The organism is Novosphingobium sp. BL-S-34 (assembly GCF_056857015.1).
The window spans coordinates 2654586-2675183 of sequence record NZ_CM166472.1 but is presented as its reverse complement, the minus strand read 5'-3'; the positions used below and the strand labels follow the sequence as shown (position 1 = coordinate 2675183).

Sequence of the window (20598 nt, the reverse complement as noted above, 5' to 3'; positions counted from 1 at the left end):
CGGCCGGGTCGGCACGCATGCGAAAGGCAGGGCCTCTGCCGCCCATGCAGCGGACGACGCCCCCTCCCGCGCGGCGCGTGCCGGCACGGCAATGGCTGTCGTTGCGCGAGGAATGGCCCCGTTCGCCCGGCTCACCCTGTCCGGTCGAAGAACGACGGCGTCAGGCAGGTCTCCTGGCTCACGGGTCAGTGCCGTTTCGGCCGCCTTCTCAGGGACTTGCACCCCCAATGGCGAATTGGCCGCACGGCTCGCCGCTTACAGTTGCAGGGGCAGCCCGGGCATTCACCCGCGTTCCCTTTTGATCCCCTTGCGGGGAACCTGTCGCTGGAGCGCCCCTATCCCGGTGGGGTGCCGCGTGCAAGAGCCCGGCGCTTGCGCGTGTCCTGCCCGCGCTTGCGCTCTCTGGCGAAGTGCCATAGGCCCGCCGGGCCAGGGGGGCCCGCAAGGGCTTAATCGGGAAGTCCGGGCCAGAGGGGTAATCCCGCTGGAATCCGGCACTGCTCCCGCAACTGTAACCGGGGATGCGCCCCGCCAGCACGCCATTGGCACCGCGCGGTGCCGAGAAGGCGGCGGAAGGCGCGCCGATTCCGAGAAATCGGGCCCAGGAAGTCAGGAAACCGGCCCCCAGCCGTCGATCCTTCGCGCGGGCGGGATGTACCGGGCGGACGGGGGCCATGCCCGATGCGGAGCGCTGCTCCCCGCGGACCCGGTCTTTCGCGAGACGACAAGCCGTACTTGCGCCCAGGAGGATCGAACCGCCATGCCGCCCTGCCCCTTCCGCCTTTCGGATACCGCTCCGTCCGGACGATATTCGTGCCTGCCCGCATGACGGCCTGCCCCGCCCTGCTGGTCACCGCGCCCTCGTCGGGACAGGGCAAGACCCTCGTCACCGCCGCGCTGGCCCGCCGCCACCGCCGCGCCGGGCGCAAAGTGCGGGTGTTCAAGTGCGGGCCGGACTTCCTGGACCCGATGGTGCTGGAAAGGGCCAGCGGCGCGCCCGTCCACCAGCTCGACCTGTTCATGTGCGGAGAGCGGGAATGCCGCGCCTTGCTGCACGAGGCCGCGCGGGACGCCGACCTGATCCTTGTCGAAGGGGCAATGGGCCTGTTCGACGGCACCCCCTCCTCCGCCGACATCGCCCGCCTGTTCGGTCTGCCGGTCATGGCGGTGATCGACGGCGCCTCGATGGCGCAGACGTTCGGTGCGCTGGTCCACGGCCTTTCCACCTACCGCGCGGACGTGACCCTGGCCGCCGTGCTGGCCAACCGCGTCGGCAGCGCGCGCCATGCCGAACTGCTGGAGCGCGGCATGCCGGGCGGGGTGGAATGGCTTGGCACCCTGCGGCGCGATGCCGGGCTCGGCCTGCCCGAACGGCACCTCGGACTGGTGCAGGCCGGGGAGGTGGCGGATATCGAGGCGCGCATAGACCGCGCCGCCGACAGTCTGCCGGAAACCGCGCTCTGGCTGCCCGAGCCGGTGCCCTTCCCCGCCCCGGAAGCCGCCGAAGCGCCGCCCTCCGCGCTGTCAGGCCGCCGCATCGCCATTGCCCGCGACGAGGCCTTCGGCTTCATCTATCCCGCCAACCTCGCATTTCTGGAACGGGCCGGGGCGCGGCTCGCCTTCTTCTCGCCGCTGCGCGATGCCGTGCTGCCCCCTTGCGACGGCTTGTGGCTACCCGGGGGCTATCCCGAGCTGCATCTGGACGCTCTTTCCGCCAATCGCCCGATGATCGCGGCGATCCGCGCCCACTTCCAGGCGGGGCGGCCGATCCTGGCCGAATGCGGCGGCATGCTTTACGCCTCCGAGAGGCTCGAAAGCACCGACGGCGCCAGTGCCGCCCTGCTCGGCCTGCTGCCTGCGCGGGCCGTGATGCAAGGGCGGCTGGCAGCGCTGGGCATGCAGGAGATGGAACTGGGCGGTCATGTCGCGCGGGGCCACACGTTCCACTATTCGCGGCTGGAAACGTCCCTTTTGCCCACCGTCAGCGCCGTCACGCCGGACGGGCGGCCGGGCGAACGCCTGTTCCGCCACGGACCGCTCACGGCCAGCTACATGCACTTCTACTTCCCCTCGGCGCCGGAATTGATCGCCGACCTGCTGACCTGCCAAACCGCCGACCTGGGATTCAGGCGATAGCCGGCAGTTTCGCAAGGTGCTTGTCCAGCGTGAGCGGATAGTCCCGCACGCGCACCCCCGTGGCGTTGTAGACCGCGTTGGCCACGGCCGCGCCGACGCCGCAGAGCCCGAGTTCGCCCACGCCCTTGGCCTTCATCGGCGAGACCTTGTCGTCCGCCTCGTCGAGGAAAACCACGTCCTGGTGCGGAATGTCGGCGTGGACCGGCACTTCGTACCCGGCAAGGTCGTGATTGACGAAGAACCCGAAGCGCTTGTCGACCGCCAGTTCCTCCATCAGCGCGCCGCCCACGCCCATGGTCATGGCGCCGATGACCTGGCTGCGCGCCGTCTTGGGATTGAGGATACGTCCGGCCGCGCAGACCGCCAGCATGCGTCGCACCCGCGTCTCGCCGGTATAGGCGTCCACGGCCGCTTCCACAAAGTGCGCACCGAAGGTCGACTGCTGGAACTTCTTGCCCAGATCGCCCCACTGCATCGTCTCTTCGGCAACGATCTCGCCAGACTTCGCCGCCTCGGCCAGGGCGGCGGAGCGGTTACCCGCGCGCACTTCGCCATCGGCGAATTCCGCGGTGGCCGGATCCATGCCGAGCCGCTGCGCCGCGGCTTCGCGCAGCTTCACGCAAGCCGCATAGACGCCCGACGTGGAGCTGTTGGCGCCCCATTGCCCGCCGGAGCCTGCCGAGGCCGGGAACGAGGAATCGCCCAGCTTCACGCGCACGTTCTCCACCGGCAGGCCCATCATCTCCGCCGCGGTCTGGGCGATGATGGTGTAGGAGCCGGTGCCGATGTCGGTCATGTCGGTCTCCACCGTGACCACGCCGTCGCTCGACAGCCGCACGCGGGCGGCCGATGTCATGTTGATGTTGTTGCGGAACGCCGCCGCCACGCCCATGCCGATCAGCCAGCGCCCGTCGCGCATCTTGCCCGGACGCGTCTGGCGGCGTTCCCAGCCGAAGCGCTTTGCACCGTCCTCCAGGCATCGCACGAGGTTGCGCTGCGAGAAGGGCCGCTCGGGATGCTCGGGATCGACTTGCGTATCGTTGAGCACGCGGAACCGCACCGGGTCCATGCCCAGCTTCTCGGCCACTTCGTCGATGGCGATCTCCAGCGCCATGAGGCCGGGCGCTTCGCCGGGTGCGCGCATGGCATTGGCTTCGGGCAGGTCCAGTTCGGCCAGCCGCAGGGCAGTGAGGCGATTGGCGCCGGCATAGAGCAACTTGGTCTGCTGCGTCGCCGATTCCGGGCCGCCGCCGGGAAGGTCGCCGGACCAGCTTTCATGGCCGATCGCGGTGATGCGCCCGTCCTTGCCGGTGCCGATGCGGATGCGCTGGATCGTGGCCGGGCGGTGCGTGGCGTTGTTGAGCATCAGCGGCCGCGGCATCGCGATCTTCACCGGCCTGCCGCAGGCCTTCGCGCCCAGCGCCGCCATCACCGCATCGGCGCGCAGGAACAGCTTGCCCCCGAAACCGCCGCCGATGAAGGGCGAGCGGACATGGACTTTCTCGGGCGGCAGCTTGAAGGTGGCGGCCAGCTCCTTCTTGTTCCAGGCGATCATCTGGTTGGACGTCCAGACCGAGAGCGCATCCTCTTCCCACCAGGCGATGGTGGCGAAAGGCTCCATCATCGCGTGGTTCTGGTCGGGCGTGGTGTAAGTCTGGTCGAGCTGCACCGCGGCCGAGGCGAAGGCGCCCTCGAAATCCCCGGTATGGGTGTCGGCATCGCTGCCCGTCAGCGGCTGCGCGCCGGGCTTCGCCTTGGCGAGATCGAAACGGCCGTTACCGCGCTCGTATTCGATCCGCACCGCGTTGGCGGCATTGCGCGCCTGCTCGAAGCTCTCGGCCACGACCACCGCCAGCGCCTGATGGTAATGGTCGACAGCGGGACCGCCCAGCAGCTTGGCCGTGTTCATGCTGCCCTTGCCGAGCGGCTGTGCATTTTCGGCGCTGACCACCGCGAGCACGCCGGGCATGCGCTTGGCTTCGGCCGTGTTCATCGCCGTGACCCGCCCCTTGGCGATCCCGGCACCGATCACATACCCGTAGGCCGGCCTGGCCGGCACGTCCTTGTGCTCGTAAGCATAGGGGGCCTGCCCCGTGGTCTTGAGCTTGCCGTCCACGCGGTCGACCGCCTGGCCGATCACTTTCATGGCGTCGATGGGATTGGAGCCCGCAGGCGTATCGAACTTCATGCCCGGTTCTCCTGGATGATCGCCGCCAGCGTGCGCTCCGCCAGAGTGACCTTGAAGGCATTCTCATGGGTCGGCCGCGCGTCTGCGAAAGCCGTGCGCGTCACGGCGCCCGCGCCATTGCGCAGCTGCGCGTCGGCGGCTTCGACCCGCCAGGGCCGCGGCGCGACGCCGCCGAAGGCCACTCGTCCGCTGCCATCCTCGTTCAGCACCGCCGCCACGGAAACGAGCGCGAAGGCGTAGGAGGCCCGGTCGCGCACCTTGTGATAGACATGCCGTCCGCCCGGCGGCTTGGGCAGAGTGATGGCCGTGATCAGCTCGCCCGGCCGGAGCACGTTCTCCAGGTGCGGCGTATCGCCCGGCAGGCGGTGGAATTCGCCCACCGGCACGCTGCGCGTCTTGCCCTGGGCATCGACCGTCTCCACCGCGGCATCCAGCACGCGCAGGGCGACCGCCATGTCGCTGGGGTGCGTGGCGATGCAGGCCTCGCTCGTGCCGACCACGCCGAGCTGGCGGCTGAAACCACCGATCGCCGCACAGCCGGAGCCGGGCTTGCGCTTGTTGCAGGCCTGGTTGGTGTCGTAGAAATAAGGACAGCGGGTGCGCTGCAGCAGGTTGCCGCCGGTCGTCGCCTTGTTGCGCAGCTGGCCCGAGGCGCCTGCGACGATGGCGCGCGTGAGCACGCCGTAATCGCGCCGCACGCGCTTGTCCGCGGCCAGCGCGGTGTTGCTGACCAGCGTACCGATGCGCAGCCCGCCTTCCGGCGTCTCCTCGATGCGGTCGAGGCCGAGATCCTGCACGTCCACAAGATGCGTCGGCGTCTCGATCTCCAGCTTCATCAGGTCGAGCAGGTTGGTGCCCCCGGCGATGAACTTGGCGCCCTTGTGCCCCGCGACTGCGGCGGCGGCAGCGGCCGGCGTCCTGGCGCGCTCGTATGTGAAAGCCTTCATGCCTCGATCTCCGCGCCGTGAGTCTCGGCAAGCTTGACGCCCGCCACTTCCGCCATCGCTTCGGCAATGTTCGAATAGGCGCCGCAGCGGCAGATATTGCCGCTCATCCGCTCGCGCATTTCCAGAACCGTCATCTCGGGAGCGCCGCCGACGTCCTCCTGAACATGGCTGGGAATACCCGCCCTGATCTCTTCCAGCACCGCGACGGCCGAGCAGATCTGGCCCGGCGTGCAATAGCCGCACTGGAAGCCGTCATGCTTCACGAAGGCCGCCTGCATCGGATGCAGGTCTTCCGGAGTACCGAGACCCTCGATTGTGGTGACGGCATCGCCTTCGTGCATGACCGCAAGGCTGAGGCAGGAATTGATCCGCGTACCGTTCACGAGCACCGTGCAGGCCCCGCACTGACCGTGATCGCAGCCCTTCTTGGTGCCCATCAGGCCCAGGTGATCGCGCAAGGCGTCCAGCAGCGTGGTGCGCGTATCGACCATCAAGGCCTGCGCCTTTTCGTTGACCTTGAACGAAACGGCCATCGTCGGGGGCTTGCGCGCCATGGGAGCCTGTCCTTCCGCCATCGTGGGCACCACGGTCAGCCCCACGCTCGCCGCGCTGCCTGCCAGGACCGCGCGCCGCGATACCTCGAAATCCGCCGTTTCGCTCATTGCCCGTCCTTGTCGCACCAGGACGGCAGTTTCCGTCCATCGGGTACGATAACGCACGGCGACGGATTCCGGCACTGTGTGAAATCACATGCCGTCATGAACGAGGCTCATCAAAGAGCGTTCCCGGATCAGGGCCGGGACGATGGATTTCTCAGGCGGCGGTCCTGGTCCTTCCGCGCAGGAGCGAGGCGAGCAGGCCCGCGCTGCCGGCCAGCAAGATGGCGTCGATCAGGACCGCGCCGCCTTGCGGCAGCGCCGCCGCTCCGTGGATGAAGGCCAGGATCGCCAGCAACGCCGTCAGGGCCCAGCGCCAGGCACGCGCCAGCCGGGGGCCGGGAACCGTCTTCGCCAGCGCCGAAGCCAGGATCGAAAGCACGGTGAAGGCGAGCCAGGCGGCAGGCAGGGACGCTTCGGGCGCAAACCGTGCCAGCAGCGCGGTGAGGCAGAGCACGACCGGCTGCCCCCAGCACACCGCCGCCCAGATCCGCTCCCACTGCGGTGCGGGGCGGCCCCGGTCGCGGCGACGGGCGAGCCAGATGGTCACGCCGCTGGAAGTCACCACGCACAGCGCGATGCCCAGCAATCCATAGGCAAGCCGCACGGCCAGTCCGCCATACCAGCCGAAATGGACCTGGCCGATGCCGCCGAGCACGCGGGTGCCGGTCACGAAGTCTTCGGGGTGTTCGTCGGCCACCACCTTGCCCGCCGCGTCGAACCGGGTCTCGTCCTGCTGGACCAGCAGCTTCGCGCGGCCGCTGAGCACGGTGACGCGCATGTCGGCGCGGCCCGCGCGCTCGACCATGACGTTCTGCGGCGCGGCATCCGGCGCCCGGGCGCGGGCCTGCGCGATGAGAGCCGCGATATCGGGCATCGGCACCGCCCGCGTATCGACCGGCGGCGGCGCATCCAGGAAGAGTTCGTAGACCTTCTTCATCCCGCCCTCCGGATAGAGCAGCAGGGCGAGCACCGCGACGATGATGGTGCTGAGGCCGAGCAGCGCCCCGGTCAGCGCCAGCGTGAAGTGGAACGGCAGCGCCCAGATCCCCAGGCGGTTGTGCAAGTCCGCCTCCTGCAACCGGCGCGAACCGCCGAGCCGCAAGTGGAAGGCATCGCGCAGCACGCGCGGATGGGCGAGGATCCCGGAAACCAGCGAGGACAGCAGCGCCACCCCGGTCAGCCCGACGATGAATTCGCCCCAGCTACGCGGCAAGTGCAGGTTGACGTGGAGGTGGATCAGGAAATCGGTCCAGCCGGCTTCGAGGTCCGACAGCGAGCCGTCCTCGGCCACGGCCCACTTGCGCTCGAAAGTCGGGCTGAAAGCAACCAGCGACGCGCCCTCCTTCGCAGTCGTGGGCAGGGCGAGGTAAAGGGCGGTATCGGCAGGCGCGTGCTGCGCGCCTTCGGCAATGGCGCGGGCAGCGGCGGCATCGCTCAGGCTGCGCGCGACCGGGGTGGCGGGCACTTCCCAGCGTTCGAGATCGGGCGCGAAGACAGCCACCGTGCCGGTCACGCAGACGAGGTAGATCACCGCCGCGAAGGCGAGGCCCAGGATCGAATGGCTGCTGAGCACCGAACGCACCGTTTCGGGCGAAAGCGGCCAGCGCCATTGTTTCTTGCGGGTATTGCTCATGCCGACGCTCCCAGATGGGCCAGGCCGAAGCCGACTACGCTGGTGGCGACCAGCACGGCGGTCGCGCGCAGGATGCGGCGGTCGGCCAGGGTCCAGGTCATGGCGAGGCCCCAGAGCACCGGCATCAGCAATCCGCCGATCACGATGCGGGTGCGCGGGTCGCCCGGCAGGTAGACGGTGACGCAGAAGGCGACCGCCATCGCGGCGGTCATCCCCAGAGGGCCGGCCAGCAGGGTCCGCAGCACGCCGCGCCACAAGCGCCCGGGCTCGTCCAGCGGCTCGGGCGCCGCTTCCATCTCGCGCAGGCGCGCGGCCTTGCGCCGCACGCGGCCCAGCCAGACCACCGCCAGCGCGCCGATCCCCTCCATGACCAGCCCGAGCGCGAGGCCCTTCACCGGCCCGACCAGGAACGCCGCGGCCAGCAGCAGCCCCAGCAGAACGACCCAGCCCCCGGCAATCATGCCCAGGGCCGAACCGTCACGCCGCAGCCACGAGCGCCGCAGCAGGAAGGCGCCGAGCGCACCTCCCGCAAGCAGCAGGAGGCTGGCCGGCCAGATCACCAATGCACTCCCGCGCCCAGCCCGAAGGTCTGCGGCTCGCCCAGGATCGCCTGATGGATCGCCGCATATTCGTACTGCTTGTACTTCTCGTCGAAGATGTTGCGCGCGAAGAGGAACAGCGACCAGTTCTCCGTCTCGTAGCCGAGCTTGCCGTTCACCAGGGTGCGGGCCGAGACCTTGTATTGCGACTGGTCCTGGCCGACGCCGGTATAGACCGAAGTGCGGTAATTGGCATTGACGTTGGCCGTGAACCCGCCGCCGAACTGCGCATTGGCGCCGCCCGAGAGCGTCCAGCGCGGCGCATAGGGGAACTGCGTGCCCTGAAGGTCCACCGTGCTCGTCGCGCCCGTAGGCAGGGTGAAATCGTCGAACTTGGTGCGAACGTGGCCGATCGAGGCATAGAGGTCGACGCCCTTCGCCACGTTTGCATTCGCCTCCACCTCGAAGCCGTAGAGGTGCGATCCGGCGGCGTTGACCGTGTTGTAGTCGTAGGCGTTGAGCCCGAAGTAGGCGGTGACCTGCTGGTCCTTCCACTCCATGTAGAACAGATTGGCGTTGAAGGTCAGCCGCCCGTCCAGCCACTTGGAGCGCAGCGAGGCCTCGTAGTTCCAGCTATATTCGGGATCGTAGGGGATCAGTTCGGCGCGGGCCGGGTTCTGGCTCGACCCGCCCGAGCGATAGGCCCGCTGCACGGTGAAGGCGGTGGTGAGGTCCGGCGTCCAGTCCATGCTGATCCCCGCCTTGGGCAGGAAGGCATTGAACGTGCGGCTGTTCGACGCAAGCGGCGAAGACGCGTCGGACACGAGGCCGAGCACGCCCTGGTTGATGACCGAGATGACCGGCGCGTAGGCCGTGCCCATGAAGTTCACGTCCGGCAGCGTGCCGTTGAAGGCGGCGACGGTCTCGGCCGCATAGCGGTTGCGCTCGTGATCGAAACGGAAACCGCCGATCAGCGTCAGCCGGTCCGCCAGCTTGAAGCGGGCATCGCCGAACAGGGCCATGGTCTCGACCTTCTCGGGCTGCTCGGCGCTGTAGGCCACCGGGATCACGGGAAGCTGGGCGCTGTAGGCATTGGCGATGAACTGCGAGGTCGCGGCGTTGAAGCCGCGCGATTGCAGCAGACCCGCGATCGTTGCCGTGGGAGTGGCGATGTTGACGCGGCTGTTCTGGTCGATTGCGCCGGTGCGGCGATAATACCAGGCGCCGAGCAGGCCGCTCAGCCAGTCGCTCTCGTAATTGAGGCGCAACTCCTGCGTCAGCGTCTTGTAGAGATAGCGATTGTCGATCGCCTGGATGTCCTCGGGCGTGCCGTCGGTATCGATCACCGAATGGACCTTCGAACGATTCCAGGAGGTCACGCTCGACAGCTTGAGACTGTCGGTCAGCGGATAGCTGATGTTGAAGACCGCCAGATCGCTGTCGATCTTGCCGCGGCTGGGCTGGTCGCCCGTGGAGATGCGGTGGTCGTAATAGTCCGGCACGTCGGTCCGGGCATATTCGTAGAGGTAGCCGCCGTCGCGCCGCACGCGGTTGTAGCTGGCCACCGCTTCGAGACCGGGAATGGCGCTCGGCATCCACTTGAGCTTGCCGCGCAGGTTCAGCGACTTGAGTTCATCGTCATAACCGCCGCGGGTGACGTTGCGGATCAGTCCGCGATCGGCGCGGCGCTCGGCCGAGAGGCGCAGGCCCAGTTCGTCGCGGACGATCGGCCCGCCCACGGCCGCCGAGAAGGTGCGGTCGTCATGCTCGCTCCAGAGCACGCGCGCGTCGCCGGTCCAGCGGTCCAGCGACGGGTCCTTGCTGGTGATGACGATGCCGCCGGCCAGGGCATTGAGGCCCTGGATGGTCGATTGCGGCCCGCGCAGCACTTCCACTTGCTGCACGTCCCACATGTCGGTCGGGCCGCCATAGAGCGCCCACTTGGGAATCGGCGCGCCGTCGACGTAGACACTGGCCGTATCCGCCTGCCCGCCCGCGCCCACGCCGGTATTGCTGATGCCGCGAATGGTGAAGCCGGACGAACCGTAAGTCTCGGCCAGATTGGCGGTGCGGTTGTAGACGTCCTGGATGGTGATCAGGTTTTCCCGCTCGATCCGCTCGGGCGTGATGACCGCGATGCTGGTCGGCGTTTCCTGAAGCGTGCGTGCGCTTTTCTCGCCGGTGACGATGATATCGTCCGGGCTGGTGGTAGTCCCCGCCGCGGGATCGCCGGGCACGCCCTGCTGCGCCTGGACGGGAACGGCGAGCGCGGCAGCGGCAACGCCCGTAAGCAATACGGAAAATCTGAACATGAAACCCCCTGTTTCCTCAGGCGGCGACATAGATTTCCTCGATATTGCGAGTCAATCGCATTCTCAATAGCCGTGACCGTAAATCCGATAGCGTGTCCTTCCTGCTTCGGCCCCGGCCCGCTCAGATGCGCAGACTGGCCATCACCACTTCCCGGTTCTGGCGGTTTGCCTCGAAGCGGGTGAGATCGGGGTCGTTGTCCAGGATAGCCGCGATGATCCGCAGCCGCCCCGCCCGCCAGAGCCCGACACCCGCGCCGAACGATTCGACCACCGGGGAGGCCCGGGTCGAGGCATAGTGCAGGGTCACGCGCGTCAGCATTTCGAACAAGGGCCTGCGGACCATCTGGAACAGCAGCTCCTGGAACTCCAGCTCGAATGCCCCGAATTCCGCCATCGAGCGGAAGGCGGCCGCGCGTTCCCCCAGCCCCGCCAGCCGGTCCCGCAGGGCCTGGTCGGTGCATCGCGCGGCCGCCGTCGCCAGTTCGGTGAACAGCAGGGAGGTCATGTCGAGCGCCTCCTCGTAACCCGCCGGGTTCATCCGCATGTAGGAAACCATGGCGCGCTCCAGCGCCGCGTCGTCGGGCCGCGTGCCGTAATAGCCCCCGCCCGGGCCGCGCCGCACTTCCAGCAGGCCCTCATGTTCCAGCACCCGCGCAGCCTGCTGCAGCGTGACGATGCCCACTCCCAACGCGCGGGCCAGCTGGTGAAGCGAGCCGAGCAAGGCGCCGTCTTCGCAGGCGAAAATGCGTTCCCGCAAGGTTTCGGTCGTGCGTGCCACCAGGTTGGTTCCCCTGCGGCGTCCCGGCGACAGATCCATACACTCTCCATAATGTGCCTATTATTTGGCATTCATGGCCATTCTCGGTTCAATTTTGGCAAATTCAAGTCAATTGACCGCGTATATTTGCCTTCATACCTTTCACCTGAAACCGAGCGGCATCAAGCGCCGCCACTGGAGAGGATCGAAAGAGGATGGGCTTCCAACATCCCGACATCTCGGCATTCCCCGAGATTTCGCTGGTCATTGGCGACGAACGCGCACGTTCCGGCAGCGGCGCGGACTGGGGCCATGTCTACCCCGGCACCGGCCGCGTTACGCGTGAGGTCCGTCTGGCCAGTCCGGCCGATGTCGACCGCGCTGTCGCCGCGGCCAAGGCCGCGCAGCCGGCATGGCGCGCCCTGCCCGGCGACAAGCGGCGCGACCTGATGTTCCGCCTGGCCTCGGTGATCGAGAGCAAGGCGGCGGAAATGAGCCCTCTGCTTACGGCCGAGAACGGCTCGATCCTGATCGCCGGCGGGCACATGAGCCTCGATGCTGCGCAGAAGTTCCGCTATTACGGCGGCTGGGCGGACAAGATCGACGGGCGCACCGTCTCCACCTGGGGCGGCCCGGCTCACGATTACGTGATGTACGAGCCTTACGGCACACTAGGCATCATTGTCCCCTGGAACGGCCCGCTGTTCGCCGCCACGATGGTGATGGCCCCCGCCCTTGCCGCCGGCAACTGCGTGGTGCTGAAGGCGCCCGAACTGGCGCCGTGGTCGCTGATGAAACTGATGGAGGCGACCCACGAAGCGGGCTTCCCGGCGGGCGTCGTCAACCTCGTCACCGGCGGGCCGGACGTAGGCGCGGCGATGGTCGATCACCCCGGCATCGACAAGATCGAATTCATCGGCAGCGGGGCGACGGCGAAGAAGATCCTCGCCAGCGCCGCGCAGACGTTGAAGCCTGTCGGCCTCGAACTCGGCGGCAAGTCGGCAGTAATCGTGTTCGGCGATGCCAACCTTCAGGCAGCGGCCAAGCGGGGGCTTTCCGGGGCCGTCAGCGCCAATGGACAAGGCTGCGTCAACGGCACGCGCCTCTTGGTGGAGCGCTCCGTCTACGAACCTTACCTCCAGATGCTGAAGGCCATGGCCGCGCATGTGAAGGTGGGTGATCCCTTCGCCATGGACACCTTCATGGGCCCGGTGATCTCCGAAACCGCGCTCGATCGCATCGACGGCATGGTCCAGCGCGGGGTCGAGCAAGGCGGCGAAGTGCTTTGCGGCGGTGCCCGGATGGAGGGCGATCACGGCGAAGGCTACTTCTACCCGATCACCGTGCTTGCCGGTGTCGCCCCTGCCAGCGAGATCGCCCGCAACGAAGTGTTCGGCCCGGTCCTCGTCGTCACCCCGTTCGACAGCGAGGAAGAGGCGATCGCGCTGGCGAACGACAGCGATTACGGCCTTGGCGCCTATGTCCACACCACCAATCTCACCCGCGCGCACCGCGTCGCCGGGCGGATGATGGCAGGGCAAGTGCAGGTCAACGGATCGGGCGAGGCGATGACGCCCTGCGTGCCCTTCGGCGGCATGAAGCATTCCGGACACGGCCGCCTCGGCGGGATCGAGGGCCTGCGCGAATTCCAGCAGGTCCGCAACGTCTGGGTCAACCTTCAGGACTGAGGAGACGGTCATGGCACTGCTAGACCCCATCGAACGCGGCCAGCGCGGCCTTGAGACCGAGGCCGAAGTCACCGGCCGCACCGCCCACGAACCGGCGACGCTGCTCGAACAATCGTGGCGGGATTTCGTCTTCGCCGAAGTATGGACCCGCCCCGGACTGCCGCGCCGCCCGCGCTTCCTGGTGGCGATCGCCAGCGCGGTGACCTGCGGATTGCAGGACAGCCAAGTCGTCGACTTCGTGCGCGGCGCATTGAACACCGAGGCACTGACCTTGGCCGAACTGCGCGAGGCCGCACTACACCTCGCCGTCTACGCCGGCTGGGGCAATGGCGGCAAGCTGGACCGCGCGGTCACGCGCGTGGCCGAGGAACTCGGACTGCCGCCCGCCGAAGTCCCCGCGATCTGCCCCGACCCCTGGGACCCGGATGTCCGCAGCCAGCGCGGGCATGACGAATTCGCCAAGGTCATGACCTTCGCCCCCGGCCCTCCGGCAACACCCTATCTGGAAGGCATCAACAACTTCGTGTTCGGAGAGATGTGGTGCCGTCGCGGCTTGGACGAGCCTTCGCGCCGCTGGATCACACTGGTCGGCGTTTGCGAATCCGGCGCGGAAATCCCGATCCGCAGCCATATCCATGCCGCCATATCAAGCGGCAACTGCCAGCCTGCCGAGATGCTCGAATTCTGCCTGCAATATGGCACGCACGCCGGCTGGCCCAAGGCCTCGCGCATTCAGAGCGTGGTGCTGGAGATGATCGACAAGGTAGCAAAGGGGCTCCCCTGGCATGCCAAATGACAAGATCAAGACCGGCTTCATCGGCCTCGGCTCGCAAGGCGGCCCGATGGCCGAGCGGATGCTGGCGGCCGGATACGAACTGATCGTCTGGGCACGGCGGCCGGAGGCGACCGATGACCTCGTCGCCAAGGGCGCGCATCGTGCGGCCTCGGTCGCCGAACTTGGCGAGCGTTGCCAACACGTAGGCGTCTGCGTGGTGGACGATGCCGGGGTTGAGCAAATCTGCGCTGAACTTCTCCCGGTCATGAAGCCGGGCAGCGTCCTCGTCATCCACTCCACGATCCTGCCGCAGACTTGCGAGCGACTGGCAGCGGAAGCCGAAGCACGCGGCATCGCCGTGCTCGATGCCCCGGTCAGCGGCGGCGGCGCGGGCGCGGCGGCGGGAACGCTCACCGTCATGTGCGGCGGCAGCGAAGCGGCCTTCGCCAAGGCCCTTCCCGTGATCGAGAGCTTTGCGGGCAAGACCGTGCTGCTCGGCCCGGTCGGATCCGGCCAGCGCGCCAAGATCGTCAACAACGCGCTGATGGCGGCCAACATGGGCCTTGCCCATGCCGCGCTCTCCTTGGGCGAAGAACTGGACATCGACCGGGCGGCGCTGGCCGATCTGGTCAAGCACTCCAGCGGTCGCAGCTTCGGTTTCGAGGTCTACGCCCGCCTGCCCTCACCCAGCGCCTTTGCGCATGGCGGCAAGCTGCTGCGCAAGGACGTGGATCTGCTCGGCACGATCACCACGCCCGACAATGCGCTGGCCCACGCCGCCGATCCCTTCCTCGACGCGGCGCTGGCCGCAATGGAGCAAATCACCCCATGAGTGTGATCTTCAAGACCCTGGACATGACCGGCAAGGCCGCCGTCGTTACCGGCGCCGCATCGGGCCTTGGCCGCATGACCGCGCTGAAACTGGCGGAGGCCGGCTGCGACCTCTGGCTGGTGGACGTGAACGAACCGGGCCTCGCCGAAACCACCGAATTGCTCGTCCCGCATGGCCGCAAGGTCGGCAGCGAAGTGGCGGATTTGTCCGATCCCGCCGCCTGCCACGCCGTGATCGCCCATGCGGTGGAAAAGTTCGGCCGGCTCGACGCGCTCTGCAACGTTGCCGGGCTGATCTACCTCGCCAACACACCGCAGATGCCACAGGCGCAGTACGAACTCACCATCGACGTCAATCTCAACGCCCCGTTCTTCCTGTCGCAAGCGGCGATCCCGCACTTGCTGGAAGCGAACGGCGCGGTGGTCAACGTTGCCTCCTGCGCGTCCTACATCGGGGAGGCCTATGCCGCCGCCTATTGCGCCAGCAAGTGGGGCCTCGTCGGCATGACCAAGGCCATGGCGATGGAATTCCAGAAGAAACCCATCCGCATCAACGCCGTCGCGCCCGGCGGCATGATCACCAATATCGCGACCAACTTCACCCCGCCGGAAGGCTGCGACTTCGAACTGCTCAAACGCTTTTCGGGCCTGCGCGGCCAAGTGGAGGTGGAGGACGTGGCCGACCTTGTCGTGCTGCTCGCCTCGCCCGCCGGTCGCGGCTTTCACGGCGCCTGCCTCTCGCTCGACGCGGGCATCACGGCAGGCTGACAGGAGACGATTGCAATGACATTCTCACTCGACCAGTTCCGCCTTGACGGCAAAGTGGCGGTCGTCACCGGCGCGGGCGGACGCGGCAATTCCATCGGCCGTGCCTATGCGCTTGGCCTTGCCAACGCAGGCGCTTCGATCGTCGTGGCCGACCTTAACGGCGATGGTGCCAAGGCCGTGGCGGACGAAATCATCGCGGCCGGCGGCAAAGCCGTGGGCGTGCAGGTGGACGTTGCCGACGAAGCCTCCACCCTCGCCATGGGCGCCGCTGCCAAGGAAGCCTTCGGCGGCGTCGATATCCTCATCAACAACGCCGCGCTGATGGTCGACGTCAGCTACGACAATTGCGAGACCATCGGGCTCGATGCCTGGAACAAGGCTTTCGCGGTGAACCTCAACGGCGCGCTGCTTTGCGCCCGCGCGGTGATCCCCTCGATGCGCGCGCGTGGTGGTGGACGGATCGTCAACCAGACTTCTGGCGGCGCCTTCCCGGCAACCGGGCTTTACGGCATCACCAAGCTGGCGCTGGTCGGCCTGACCACTTCGCTGGCCAAGCAGTTCGGCAAGGACGGCATCACCTGCAATGCCATCGCGCCGGGCAATGTCACCTCGGACGCGGGCAAGATGCTGGTGCCGGACGATTCGCCGTTCATCCAGTTCCTCAACATGACTTGCGCGCTCAGGGCTCGCGGCGCGCCGGACGAACTGGTCGGCACGGCCTTGCTGCTGTGTTCGGACGCAGGCGCGTGGATTTCCGGCCAGACCATCCATGTCGACGGCGGCTGGGTGCTGCGCCCCTGAACGCGGCGATCAGCAGAGTTCCCTGACCTCGAGGTCGCGGCACGCCTTGGCCCGATAGAGCGAGCGATCCGCGCGGACGATCACGTCGTCGATCCGCCGGTCGTCCGCTTCCACGGCGGCAAGCCCCATGCTCACGCTCCAGCGGTCGGTGAGCGCCCCGCTCATTTCGAGACGGCGGCGCAGGCGCGTCATGAAGCCCTCGGGATCGCGGCACTCCACCGGCAGCAGCACCAGGAACTCGTCGCCGCCCAGTCGCGCGGCCTGGCCCGCGTGTTCACGGGCCAGCGCAGCGGCCTCCCGGCCCAGGCTTATGAGCACCTGATCCCCCGCGCCGTGGCCGTGACGGTCGTTGATGGCCTTGAAATGGTCGACGTCGATGGCGATGACCGCCGCGCCGGGGCGCAGGAAGCGCAGCGCCACTTGCTCCAGCCCCGCCCGGTTCCAGCAACCCGTCAGCGGATCGCGCAGCGCAGCGGCGCGCAGGGCCCGCTGGACCTGCTCGACGGGAATCGCCAGGAGCGCCAGATTGAGCACGCCCAGCAGCACCTGGTCGGAAAGCAGCGCCAGGAGCCGGGACATGTCCCGGCGATCCGCCTGCTTGACCCGAAGGTCCGTTTCACATTCGCAGGTGGGATCGAGAACAGATGGCGGAGCGGGAGGGATTCGAACCCTCGATACGCTTTTGGCGTATACTCACTTTCCAGGCGAGCGCCTTCGACCACTCGGCCACCGCTCCGCATGCACTGGTAAGGCGGGCGCCCTAGCCTGCGTTGCAGGGTTTCGCAAGCCGTCTCGGCATGCCATCACGCTCTCGATGCGAAAATTCTTTTCAGCCCTCGTGGTTTCCGCCCTTTTGTCCACTCCGGGCATGGCCCAGGACGCCCCCGCAGCGCGGACGCCGAACGATATCGTCGCGGGCGCACCGGCCGGGGACTGGGTGAGGATCGCGCCGTCCGACCTCCTGGTCATGGACCTCGCCCCGGATCCTTCCGGCAAGGCGCGGCGGGTGGTGATCCAGCTAATCCCGGCACCCTTCTCGCAAGGCTGGGTCGGGAATATCCGCAGGCTCGTGGCGGCGCGCTGGTACGACGGGATTGCGGTCGTGCGGGTCCAGGACAACTACGTGGCGCAATGGGGCGATCCCGAAGGGGAGAACCCGGCGAAGGCCAAGCCACTGCCCAAGGGGCTCGCGGTTGTGCGCGAGGATTATGCGGCGAAGGTCAAGACCTCCGTCCTTCACCTCGACAAGGCCGGAAGCCGGGACAGCGCCCGGCTCGACCTTGTTCTGGAGGACGGCGGCAGGAAGACCGCCCGGCCCATGCTCGGCGACCGGGACGCTTATGCCCAGCGCACCTTGTTCGTCGATGGCTGGCCGGCGGCCATGGGAGAGCGCGGGCCTGCAGATAGCGCAAGCCCCGCCGAGAACCCGGACGTCTTTTCGCAGCGAGAGGCCTCGCTCTGGCCGATCCACTGCTACGGCTATGTCGGCGTGGGCCGGAACAACGCGCCCGACACCGGCACCGGCGCCGAGCTTTACGCCGTGATCGGCCACGCGCCGCGACAGCTCGACCGGAACGTGGCCATTGTCGGCCGCGTCATCTCGGGCATCGAGAACCTCTCCGCCCTGCCGCGCGGCACCGGCGAGATCGGCTTCTACAAGACGCCTGCCGAGCGCGCGGCGATCCGCTCGGTTCGCCTGGGCAGCGAGGTGCCCGGCCTGCCCGCTTACGAATATCTCTCCACCGACAGCCGCAGCTTCGCCGCCTATGTGGACAAGCGCGCGAATCGGCAGGACGATTTCTACGTTCATCCCGCCGGCGGGGTAGACGCCTGCAACGTGCCGGTGCCGATCCGCGAGGCAGCACAGTGATCCCGGCCGAGCAACTCGACCACACCGGCCTGCTCTGGCGCTGGACAGGCGGCGCCAACAGCGGCACCTGGCACTTCCTCACCATCGACGGGGCGGCAGGCGAGGCCCTTTCGGGCACGGCGGTGATGCGCAAGCTGGAAGGCACGGCCCGCGGCTTCGGCTCGCTGAAGGTCAGGGCACGGATCGGCGAGACGCATTTCGCCACCTCCGTTTTTCCCAGCAAGTCGGACGGAGGCTGGCTGCTGCCGGTGAAAGCCAGCGTGCGCCGCGCCGAAGGGCTGGCGGAAGGCGACGAGGTGGCGGTCAGCCTGGAATACTGACCTCCCTCGCAGCCGTCAGATGCGGGAGGCTTCCGCGACCGCCTCGCTGGCGCGCAAGGCGCTGACGATGCGGGTAAGGTGGGCCAGGTCGCTGACTTCCAGGTCCACCTCGTACGTGCCGAAAGGCTCGTCGCGGTGGACCATCTGCAGGTTGGTGACGTTGGCGCGGTTGGTCGCCAGGATCTGCGTCACTTCCGCCAGCGTGCCCGGACGGTTGTAAAGCACCAGGCTCAGGCGGCCGACGGCGCCCGTGGTGCGTTCCCCCCAGGAGAGGTCCAGCCAGTCCACATCGGCGCCATTGGCCAGGGTGAGGCAGTCGATCGCATGGACTTCCACCTTGTGATCGGGACGGCGGATGCCGACGATGCGATCTCCGGGAACGGGATGGCAGCATTCGCCCAGCTCGAAACCGACGCCGGGCGTGAGGCCGCGGATGGAGATCGCACGCTCGGTATGAGCCCATTCGCCATCGTCGGGGAGTTCGGCGGTACTGCCCGGCACCAGCGCCTCCATCACTTGTCGGTCGGTCAGGCGGGCGGAGCCGATGGCAAACATCAGGTCTTCCTCATCGCGCATTTCCAGGCGCTGGATGGCGCCGTCGATGGCCTTCTTGCCGATGCGGCCCGGCAGGCGACCGACGATCTCGTCCAGCAGCTTGGCGCCGATCTCCGAGACTTCCTGCCGCTCCTTCGCGCGAACCGCGCGGCGGATCGAGGCGCGCGCCTTGCCGGTGACGACGAAGCCCAGCCACGAGAGCTGCGGCTCGGACGTGGGGCTCTTGATGATCTCCACCACGTCGCCATTGGCGAGCTGGGTGCGCAGCGGCATGTGGCGCCCGTTGATCTTGGCACCCACCGTGGCATTGCCGAGATTGGTGTGGACGGCATAGGCGAAGTCCACCGCCGTCGAACCCTTGGGCAACTGGAACAGCGCGCCCTTGGGCGTGAAGGCGAAGATGCGATCCTGGTAGATCGCCATCTTGGTATTTTCGAGCAGTTCCTCGGCATCGTGGCTGGCATCGACAATCTCGATGAGGTCGCGCAGCCAGCCGACCTGCCCGTCGGGACGGGAACCCCCCTGCTTGTAGGCCCAGTGCGCCGCCAGGCCGAACTCGTTGAGGCGGTGCATGTCGCGCGTGCGGATCTGCACTTCCATCCGCATCGAACGCTCGAAGATCAGCGCCGTGTGCAGCGACTGGTAGCCGTTCGACTTCGGCGTGGAGATGTAGTCCTTGAACCGTCCGGGGATCATCTGCCAGGTCTGGTGCAGCACACCGAGCGCCTTGTAGCATTCGTCCACATTGTCCGTCAGGACGCGGAAGGCCATGATGTCGGTGATCTGCTCGAAGGTCACATGCCGCTCGGCCATCTTGCGCCAGATCGAGTAGGGATGCTTCTCGCGTCCCGAAACCTCGACATTCAGGCCTGCTTCCGCCAGCGCCTGCTTGATGGACAGCGCGATGGCGTCGACCTGCCCGCCTTCCTCGCTGCGGATCTGCGCGAGGCGGCCGGTGATCGTGGCATAGCCCTCCGGCTCCAGCTGCTCGAAAGCGAGCATCTGCATCTCGCGCATATATTCGTACATGCCCACGCGCTCGGCCAGCGGGGCGTAGATATCCATGGTCTCGCGGGCGATGCGGCGGCGCTTGTCCTCCTTCTTGATGTAGTGGAGGGTCCGCATGTTGTGCAGCCGGTCTGCCAGCTTGACGAGGAGGACGCGCAAGTCCTCGCTCATCGCGAGCAGGAACTTGCGCAGGTTCTCGGCCGCGCGCTCGTTCTCGGTCATCACGTCGATCTTGGAGAGCTTGGTGACGCCGTCCACCAGCCGGGCCACGTCCGGGCCGAACAGCTTCTCGATCTCCTCGATCGTCGCCAGCGTGTCTTCCACGGTATCGTGGAGCAACGCGGTGATGATCGTCTGCTGATCGAGCTTCAGCTCGGTCATCAGGCCCGCCACTTCCACCGGATGGCTGAAGTAGGGGTCGCCCGAGGCGCGCTTCTGGGTGCCGTGCTTCTGTACGGTATAGACGTAGGCACGGTTGAGCAGGGCCTCATCGGCCTGGGGCGCGTATTCCTTCACGCGTTCGACAAGTTCGTACTGGCGCAGCATTCCCGGACTTCATGTCAGGATTTTTCGCGGCGCGGCAAGAGGCCGAGTCTTCACATGCAGATTATGCAACGAAACTGTGACATTGGCACCACCTCGTTTTCGAGCGCACGACCGCGAGTATGACGCCGGCGGGCGAGCAATCGATTCCATCGGAATTCCCCGGTGTCTGCGGTTAAGCCGCGGGGAACATGACCTGCGGCACCATCGCGCCGGGACTGCGCCGAACCCTGGAAAGAGATTTTCCGTCGTCTGGAAGCGCCGGAGC

At 67.4% G+C, this 20598-nt stretch carries 17 protein-coding genes, 1 tRNA gene and 2 riboswitches; of the genes, 8 read left to right on the top strand and 10 right to left on the bottom strand.

The window, feature by feature from the left end; translation table 11 throughout:
* Window positions 1–146 precede the first annotated feature (146 nt).
* A riboswitch (cobalamin riboswitch) is annotated at window positions 147–337 on the bottom strand.
* Window positions 338–416: 79 nt separating this feature from the next.
* Window positions 417–640: riboswitch (cobalamin riboswitch) on the top strand.
* 173 nt (window positions 641–813) lie between these two features.
* Window positions 814–2136 (top strand): cobyrinic acid a,c-diamide synthase CobB, encoded by a 1323-nt coding sequence (locus tag AC1VV3_RS12820; RefSeq protein WP_465128020.1) that lies wholly within the window; start codon window positions 814–816, stop codon window positions 2134–2136.
* On the opposite strand, the gene paoC is transcribed toward AC1VV3_RS12820, so the two are convergent.
* The 7 genes from paoC to AC1VV3_RS12785 all read right to left on the bottom strand — a co-directional run bounded on the left by paoC (window position 2126) and on the right by AC1VV3_RS12785 (window position 11192).
* A complete protein-coding gene (gene paoC, locus AC1VV3_RS12815) occupies window positions 2126–4324 on the bottom strand; it encodes an aldehyde oxidoreductase molybdenum-binding subunit PaoC (RefSeq protein WP_465128019.1) in 2199 nt (732 codons plus the stop codon). The two genes, AC1VV3_RS12820 and paoC, sit on opposite strands and share 11 nt — an antisense overlap.
* On the bottom strand, window positions 4321–5271 hold the full coding sequence (locus AC1VV3_RS12810) for an FAD binding domain-containing protein (RefSeq protein WP_465128018.1): 951 nt from the start codon (window positions 5269–5271) through the stop codon (window positions 4321–4323). The genes paoC and AC1VV3_RS12810 overlap by 4 nt, the downstream gene beginning before the upstream one ends.
* Window positions 5268–5933: an aldehyde dehydrogenase iron-sulfur subunit PaoA gene (gene paoA / locus AC1VV3_RS12805; RefSeq protein ID WP_134094022.1), complete on the bottom strand. Its 666-nt coding sequence runs from the start codon at window positions 5931–5933 to the stop codon at window positions 5268–5270. The genes AC1VV3_RS12810 and paoA overlap by 4 nt, the downstream gene beginning before the upstream one ends.
* A 151-nt stretch (window positions 5934–6084) precedes the next feature.
* Entirely contained in the window at window positions 6085–7563 is a 1479-nt protein-coding gene (locus AC1VV3_RS12800) for a PepSY-associated TM helix domain-containing protein (RefSeq protein WP_465128017.1), read from the bottom strand.
* Window positions 7560–8126 carry a hypothetical protein gene (locus tag AC1VV3_RS12795; RefSeq protein WP_132268556.1) on the bottom strand — a complete coding sequence of 189 codons (567 nt, stop codon included), beginning with the start codon at window positions 8124–8126 and terminating at the stop codon, window positions 7560–7562. Before AC1VV3_RS12795 ends, AC1VV3_RS12800 begins: the two co-directional genes overlap by 4 nt.
* Window positions 8120–10414, bottom strand: coding sequence for a TonB-dependent receptor (locus AC1VV3_RS12790; RefSeq protein ID WP_465128016.1), 2295 nt, complete (start codon window positions 10412–10414; stop codon window positions 8120–8122). The genes AC1VV3_RS12795 and AC1VV3_RS12790 overlap by 7 nt, the downstream gene beginning before the upstream one ends.
* Before the next feature lie 121 nt (window positions 10415–10535).
* Window positions 10536–11192, bottom strand: a complete 657-nt coding sequence (locus tag AC1VV3_RS12785) for a transcriptional regulator (protein WP_465128015.1) — start codon at window positions 11190–11192, stop codon at window positions 10536–10538.
* Window positions 11193–11386: 194 nt separating this feature from the next.
* On the opposite strand from AC1VV3_RS12785, the gene AC1VV3_RS12780 reads away from it, so the two are divergent.
* The 5 genes from AC1VV3_RS12780 to AC1VV3_RS12760 are packed head-to-tail and all read left to right on the top strand — an operon-like array spanning window position 11387 to window position 16034.
* Complete coding sequence (locus tag AC1VV3_RS12780; protein ID WP_465128014.1) at window positions 11387–12859, top strand: aldehyde dehydrogenase family protein; 1473 nt, start codon at window positions 11387–11389, stop codon at window positions 12857–12859.
* A 10-nt stretch (window positions 12860–12869) separates the two neighbouring features.
* Window positions 12870–13655 carry a carboxymuconolactone decarboxylase family protein gene (locus AC1VV3_RS12775; protein ID WP_465128013.1) on the top strand — a complete coding sequence of 262 codons (786 nt, stop codon included), beginning with the start codon at window positions 12870–12872 and terminating at the stop codon, window positions 13653–13655.
* Window positions 13645–14466 carry an NAD(P)-dependent oxidoreductase gene (locus AC1VV3_RS12770; protein WP_465128012.1) on the top strand — a complete coding sequence of 274 codons (822 nt, stop codon included), beginning with the start codon at window positions 13645–13647 and terminating at the stop codon, window positions 14464–14466. The genes AC1VV3_RS12775 and AC1VV3_RS12770 overlap by 11 nt, the downstream gene beginning before the upstream one ends.
* Window positions 14463–15233 (top strand): SDR family NAD(P)-dependent oxidoreductase, encoded by a 771-nt coding sequence (locus AC1VV3_RS12765; RefSeq protein ID WP_465128011.1) that lies wholly within the window; start codon window positions 14463–14465, stop codon window positions 15231–15233. The genes AC1VV3_RS12770 and AC1VV3_RS12765 overlap by 4 nt, the downstream gene beginning before the upstream one ends.
* 15 nt (window positions 15234–15248) lie before the next feature.
* Window positions 15249–16034 (top strand): SDR family oxidoreductase, encoded by a 786-nt coding sequence (locus tag AC1VV3_RS12760; RefSeq protein WP_465128010.1) that lies wholly within the window; start codon window positions 15249–15251, stop codon window positions 16032–16034.
* A gap of 9 nt (window positions 16035–16043) precedes the next feature.
* Here AC1VV3_RS12760 and AC1VV3_RS12755 read toward each other — a convergent pair whose 3' ends face one another.
* Both AC1VV3_RS12755 and AC1VV3_RS12750 read right to left on the bottom strand, forming a co-directional pair.
* Window positions 16044–16613 carry a GGDEF domain-containing protein gene (locus AC1VV3_RS12755; RefSeq protein ID WP_482961907.1) on the bottom strand — a complete coding sequence of 190 codons (570 nt, stop codon included), beginning with the start codon at window positions 16611–16613 and terminating at the stop codon, window positions 16044–16046.
* A 66-nt stretch (window positions 16614–16679) separates the two neighbouring features.
* Window positions 16680–16770 (bottom strand) — tRNA-Ser (locus AC1VV3_RS12750).
* Window positions 16771–16902: 132 nt separating this feature from the next.
* On the opposite strand from AC1VV3_RS12750, the gene AC1VV3_RS12745 reads away from it, so the two are divergent.
* Both AC1VV3_RS12745 and AC1VV3_RS12740 read left to right on the top strand, forming a co-directional pair.
* On the top strand, window positions 16903–17904 hold the full coding sequence (locus tag AC1VV3_RS12745) for a peptidylprolyl isomerase (RefSeq protein ID WP_482961906.1): 1002 nt from the start codon (window positions 16903–16905) through the stop codon (window positions 17902–17904).
* The gene (locus tag AC1VV3_RS12740) at window positions 17901–18224 is read left to right on the top strand and encodes a DUF1905 domain-containing protein (RefSeq protein ID WP_465128006.1); all 324 of its coding nucleotides are present in this window, start codon (window positions 17901–17903) and stop codon (window positions 18222–18224) included. Before AC1VV3_RS12745 ends, AC1VV3_RS12740 begins: the two co-directional genes overlap by 4 nt.
* 15 nt (window positions 18225–18239) lie before the next feature.
* On the opposite strand, the gene AC1VV3_RS12735 is transcribed toward AC1VV3_RS12740, so the two are convergent.
* Entirely contained in the window at window positions 18240–20333 is a 2094-nt protein-coding gene (locus AC1VV3_RS12735) for a RelA/SpoT family protein (RefSeq protein WP_132268535.1), read from the bottom strand.
* Window positions 20334–20598 lie beyond the last annotated feature (265 nt).

Excerpts from the sequence above, each read along its gene's own strand:
- paoC (WP_465128019.1), bottom strand. The coding sequence starts at position 4,324 with ATGAAGTTCGATACGCCTGCGGGCTCCAATCCCATCGACGCCATGAAA.
- AC1VV3_RS12810 (WP_465128018.1), bottom strand. The coding sequence starts at position 5,271 with ATGAAGGCTTTCACATACGAGCGCGCCAGGACGCCGGCCGCTGCCGCC.
- paoA (WP_134094022.1), bottom strand. The coding sequence starts at position 5,933 with ATGAGCGAAACGGCGGATTTCGAGGTATCGCGGCGCGCGGTCCTGGCA.
- AC1VV3_RS12800 (WP_465128017.1), bottom strand. The coding sequence starts at position 7,563 with ATGAGCAATACCCGCAAGAAACAATGGCGCTGGCCGCTTTCGCCCGAA.
- AC1VV3_RS12790 (WP_465128016.1), bottom strand. The coding sequence starts at position 10,414 with ATGTTCAGATTTTCCGTATTGCTTACGGGCGTTGCCGCTGCCGCGCTC.
- AC1VV3_RS12780 (WP_465128014.1), top strand. The coding sequence starts at position 11,387 with ATGGGCTTCCAACATCCCGACATCTCGGCATTCCCCGAGATTTCGCTG.
- AC1VV3_RS12775 (WP_465128013.1), top strand. The coding sequence starts at position 12,870 with ATGGCACTGCTAGACCCCATCGAACGCGGCCAGCGCGGCCTTGAGACC.
- AC1VV3_RS12770 (WP_465128012.1), top strand. The coding sequence starts at position 13,645 with ATGCCAAATGACAAGATCAAGACCGGCTTCATCGGCCTCGGCTCGCAA.
- AC1VV3_RS12765 (WP_465128011.1), top strand. The coding sequence starts at position 14,463 with ATGAGTGTGATCTTCAAGACCCTGGACATGACCGGCAAGGCCGCCGTC.
- AC1VV3_RS12760 (WP_465128010.1), top strand. The coding sequence starts at position 15,249 with ATGACATTCTCACTCGACCAGTTCCGCCTTGACGGCAAAGTGGCGGTC.
- AC1VV3_RS12755 (WP_482961907.1), bottom strand. The coding sequence starts at position 16,613 with ATGTCCCGGCTCCTGGCGCTGCTTTCCGACCAGGTGCTGCTGGGCGTG.
- AC1VV3_RS12745 (WP_482961906.1), top strand. The coding sequence starts at position 16,903 with ATGGCCCAGGACGCCCCCGCAGCGCGGACGCCGAACGATATCGTCGCG.
- AC1VV3_RS12735 (WP_132268535.1), bottom strand. The coding sequence starts at position 20,333 with ATGCTGCGCCAGTACGAACTTGTCGAACGCGTGAAGGAATACGCGCCC.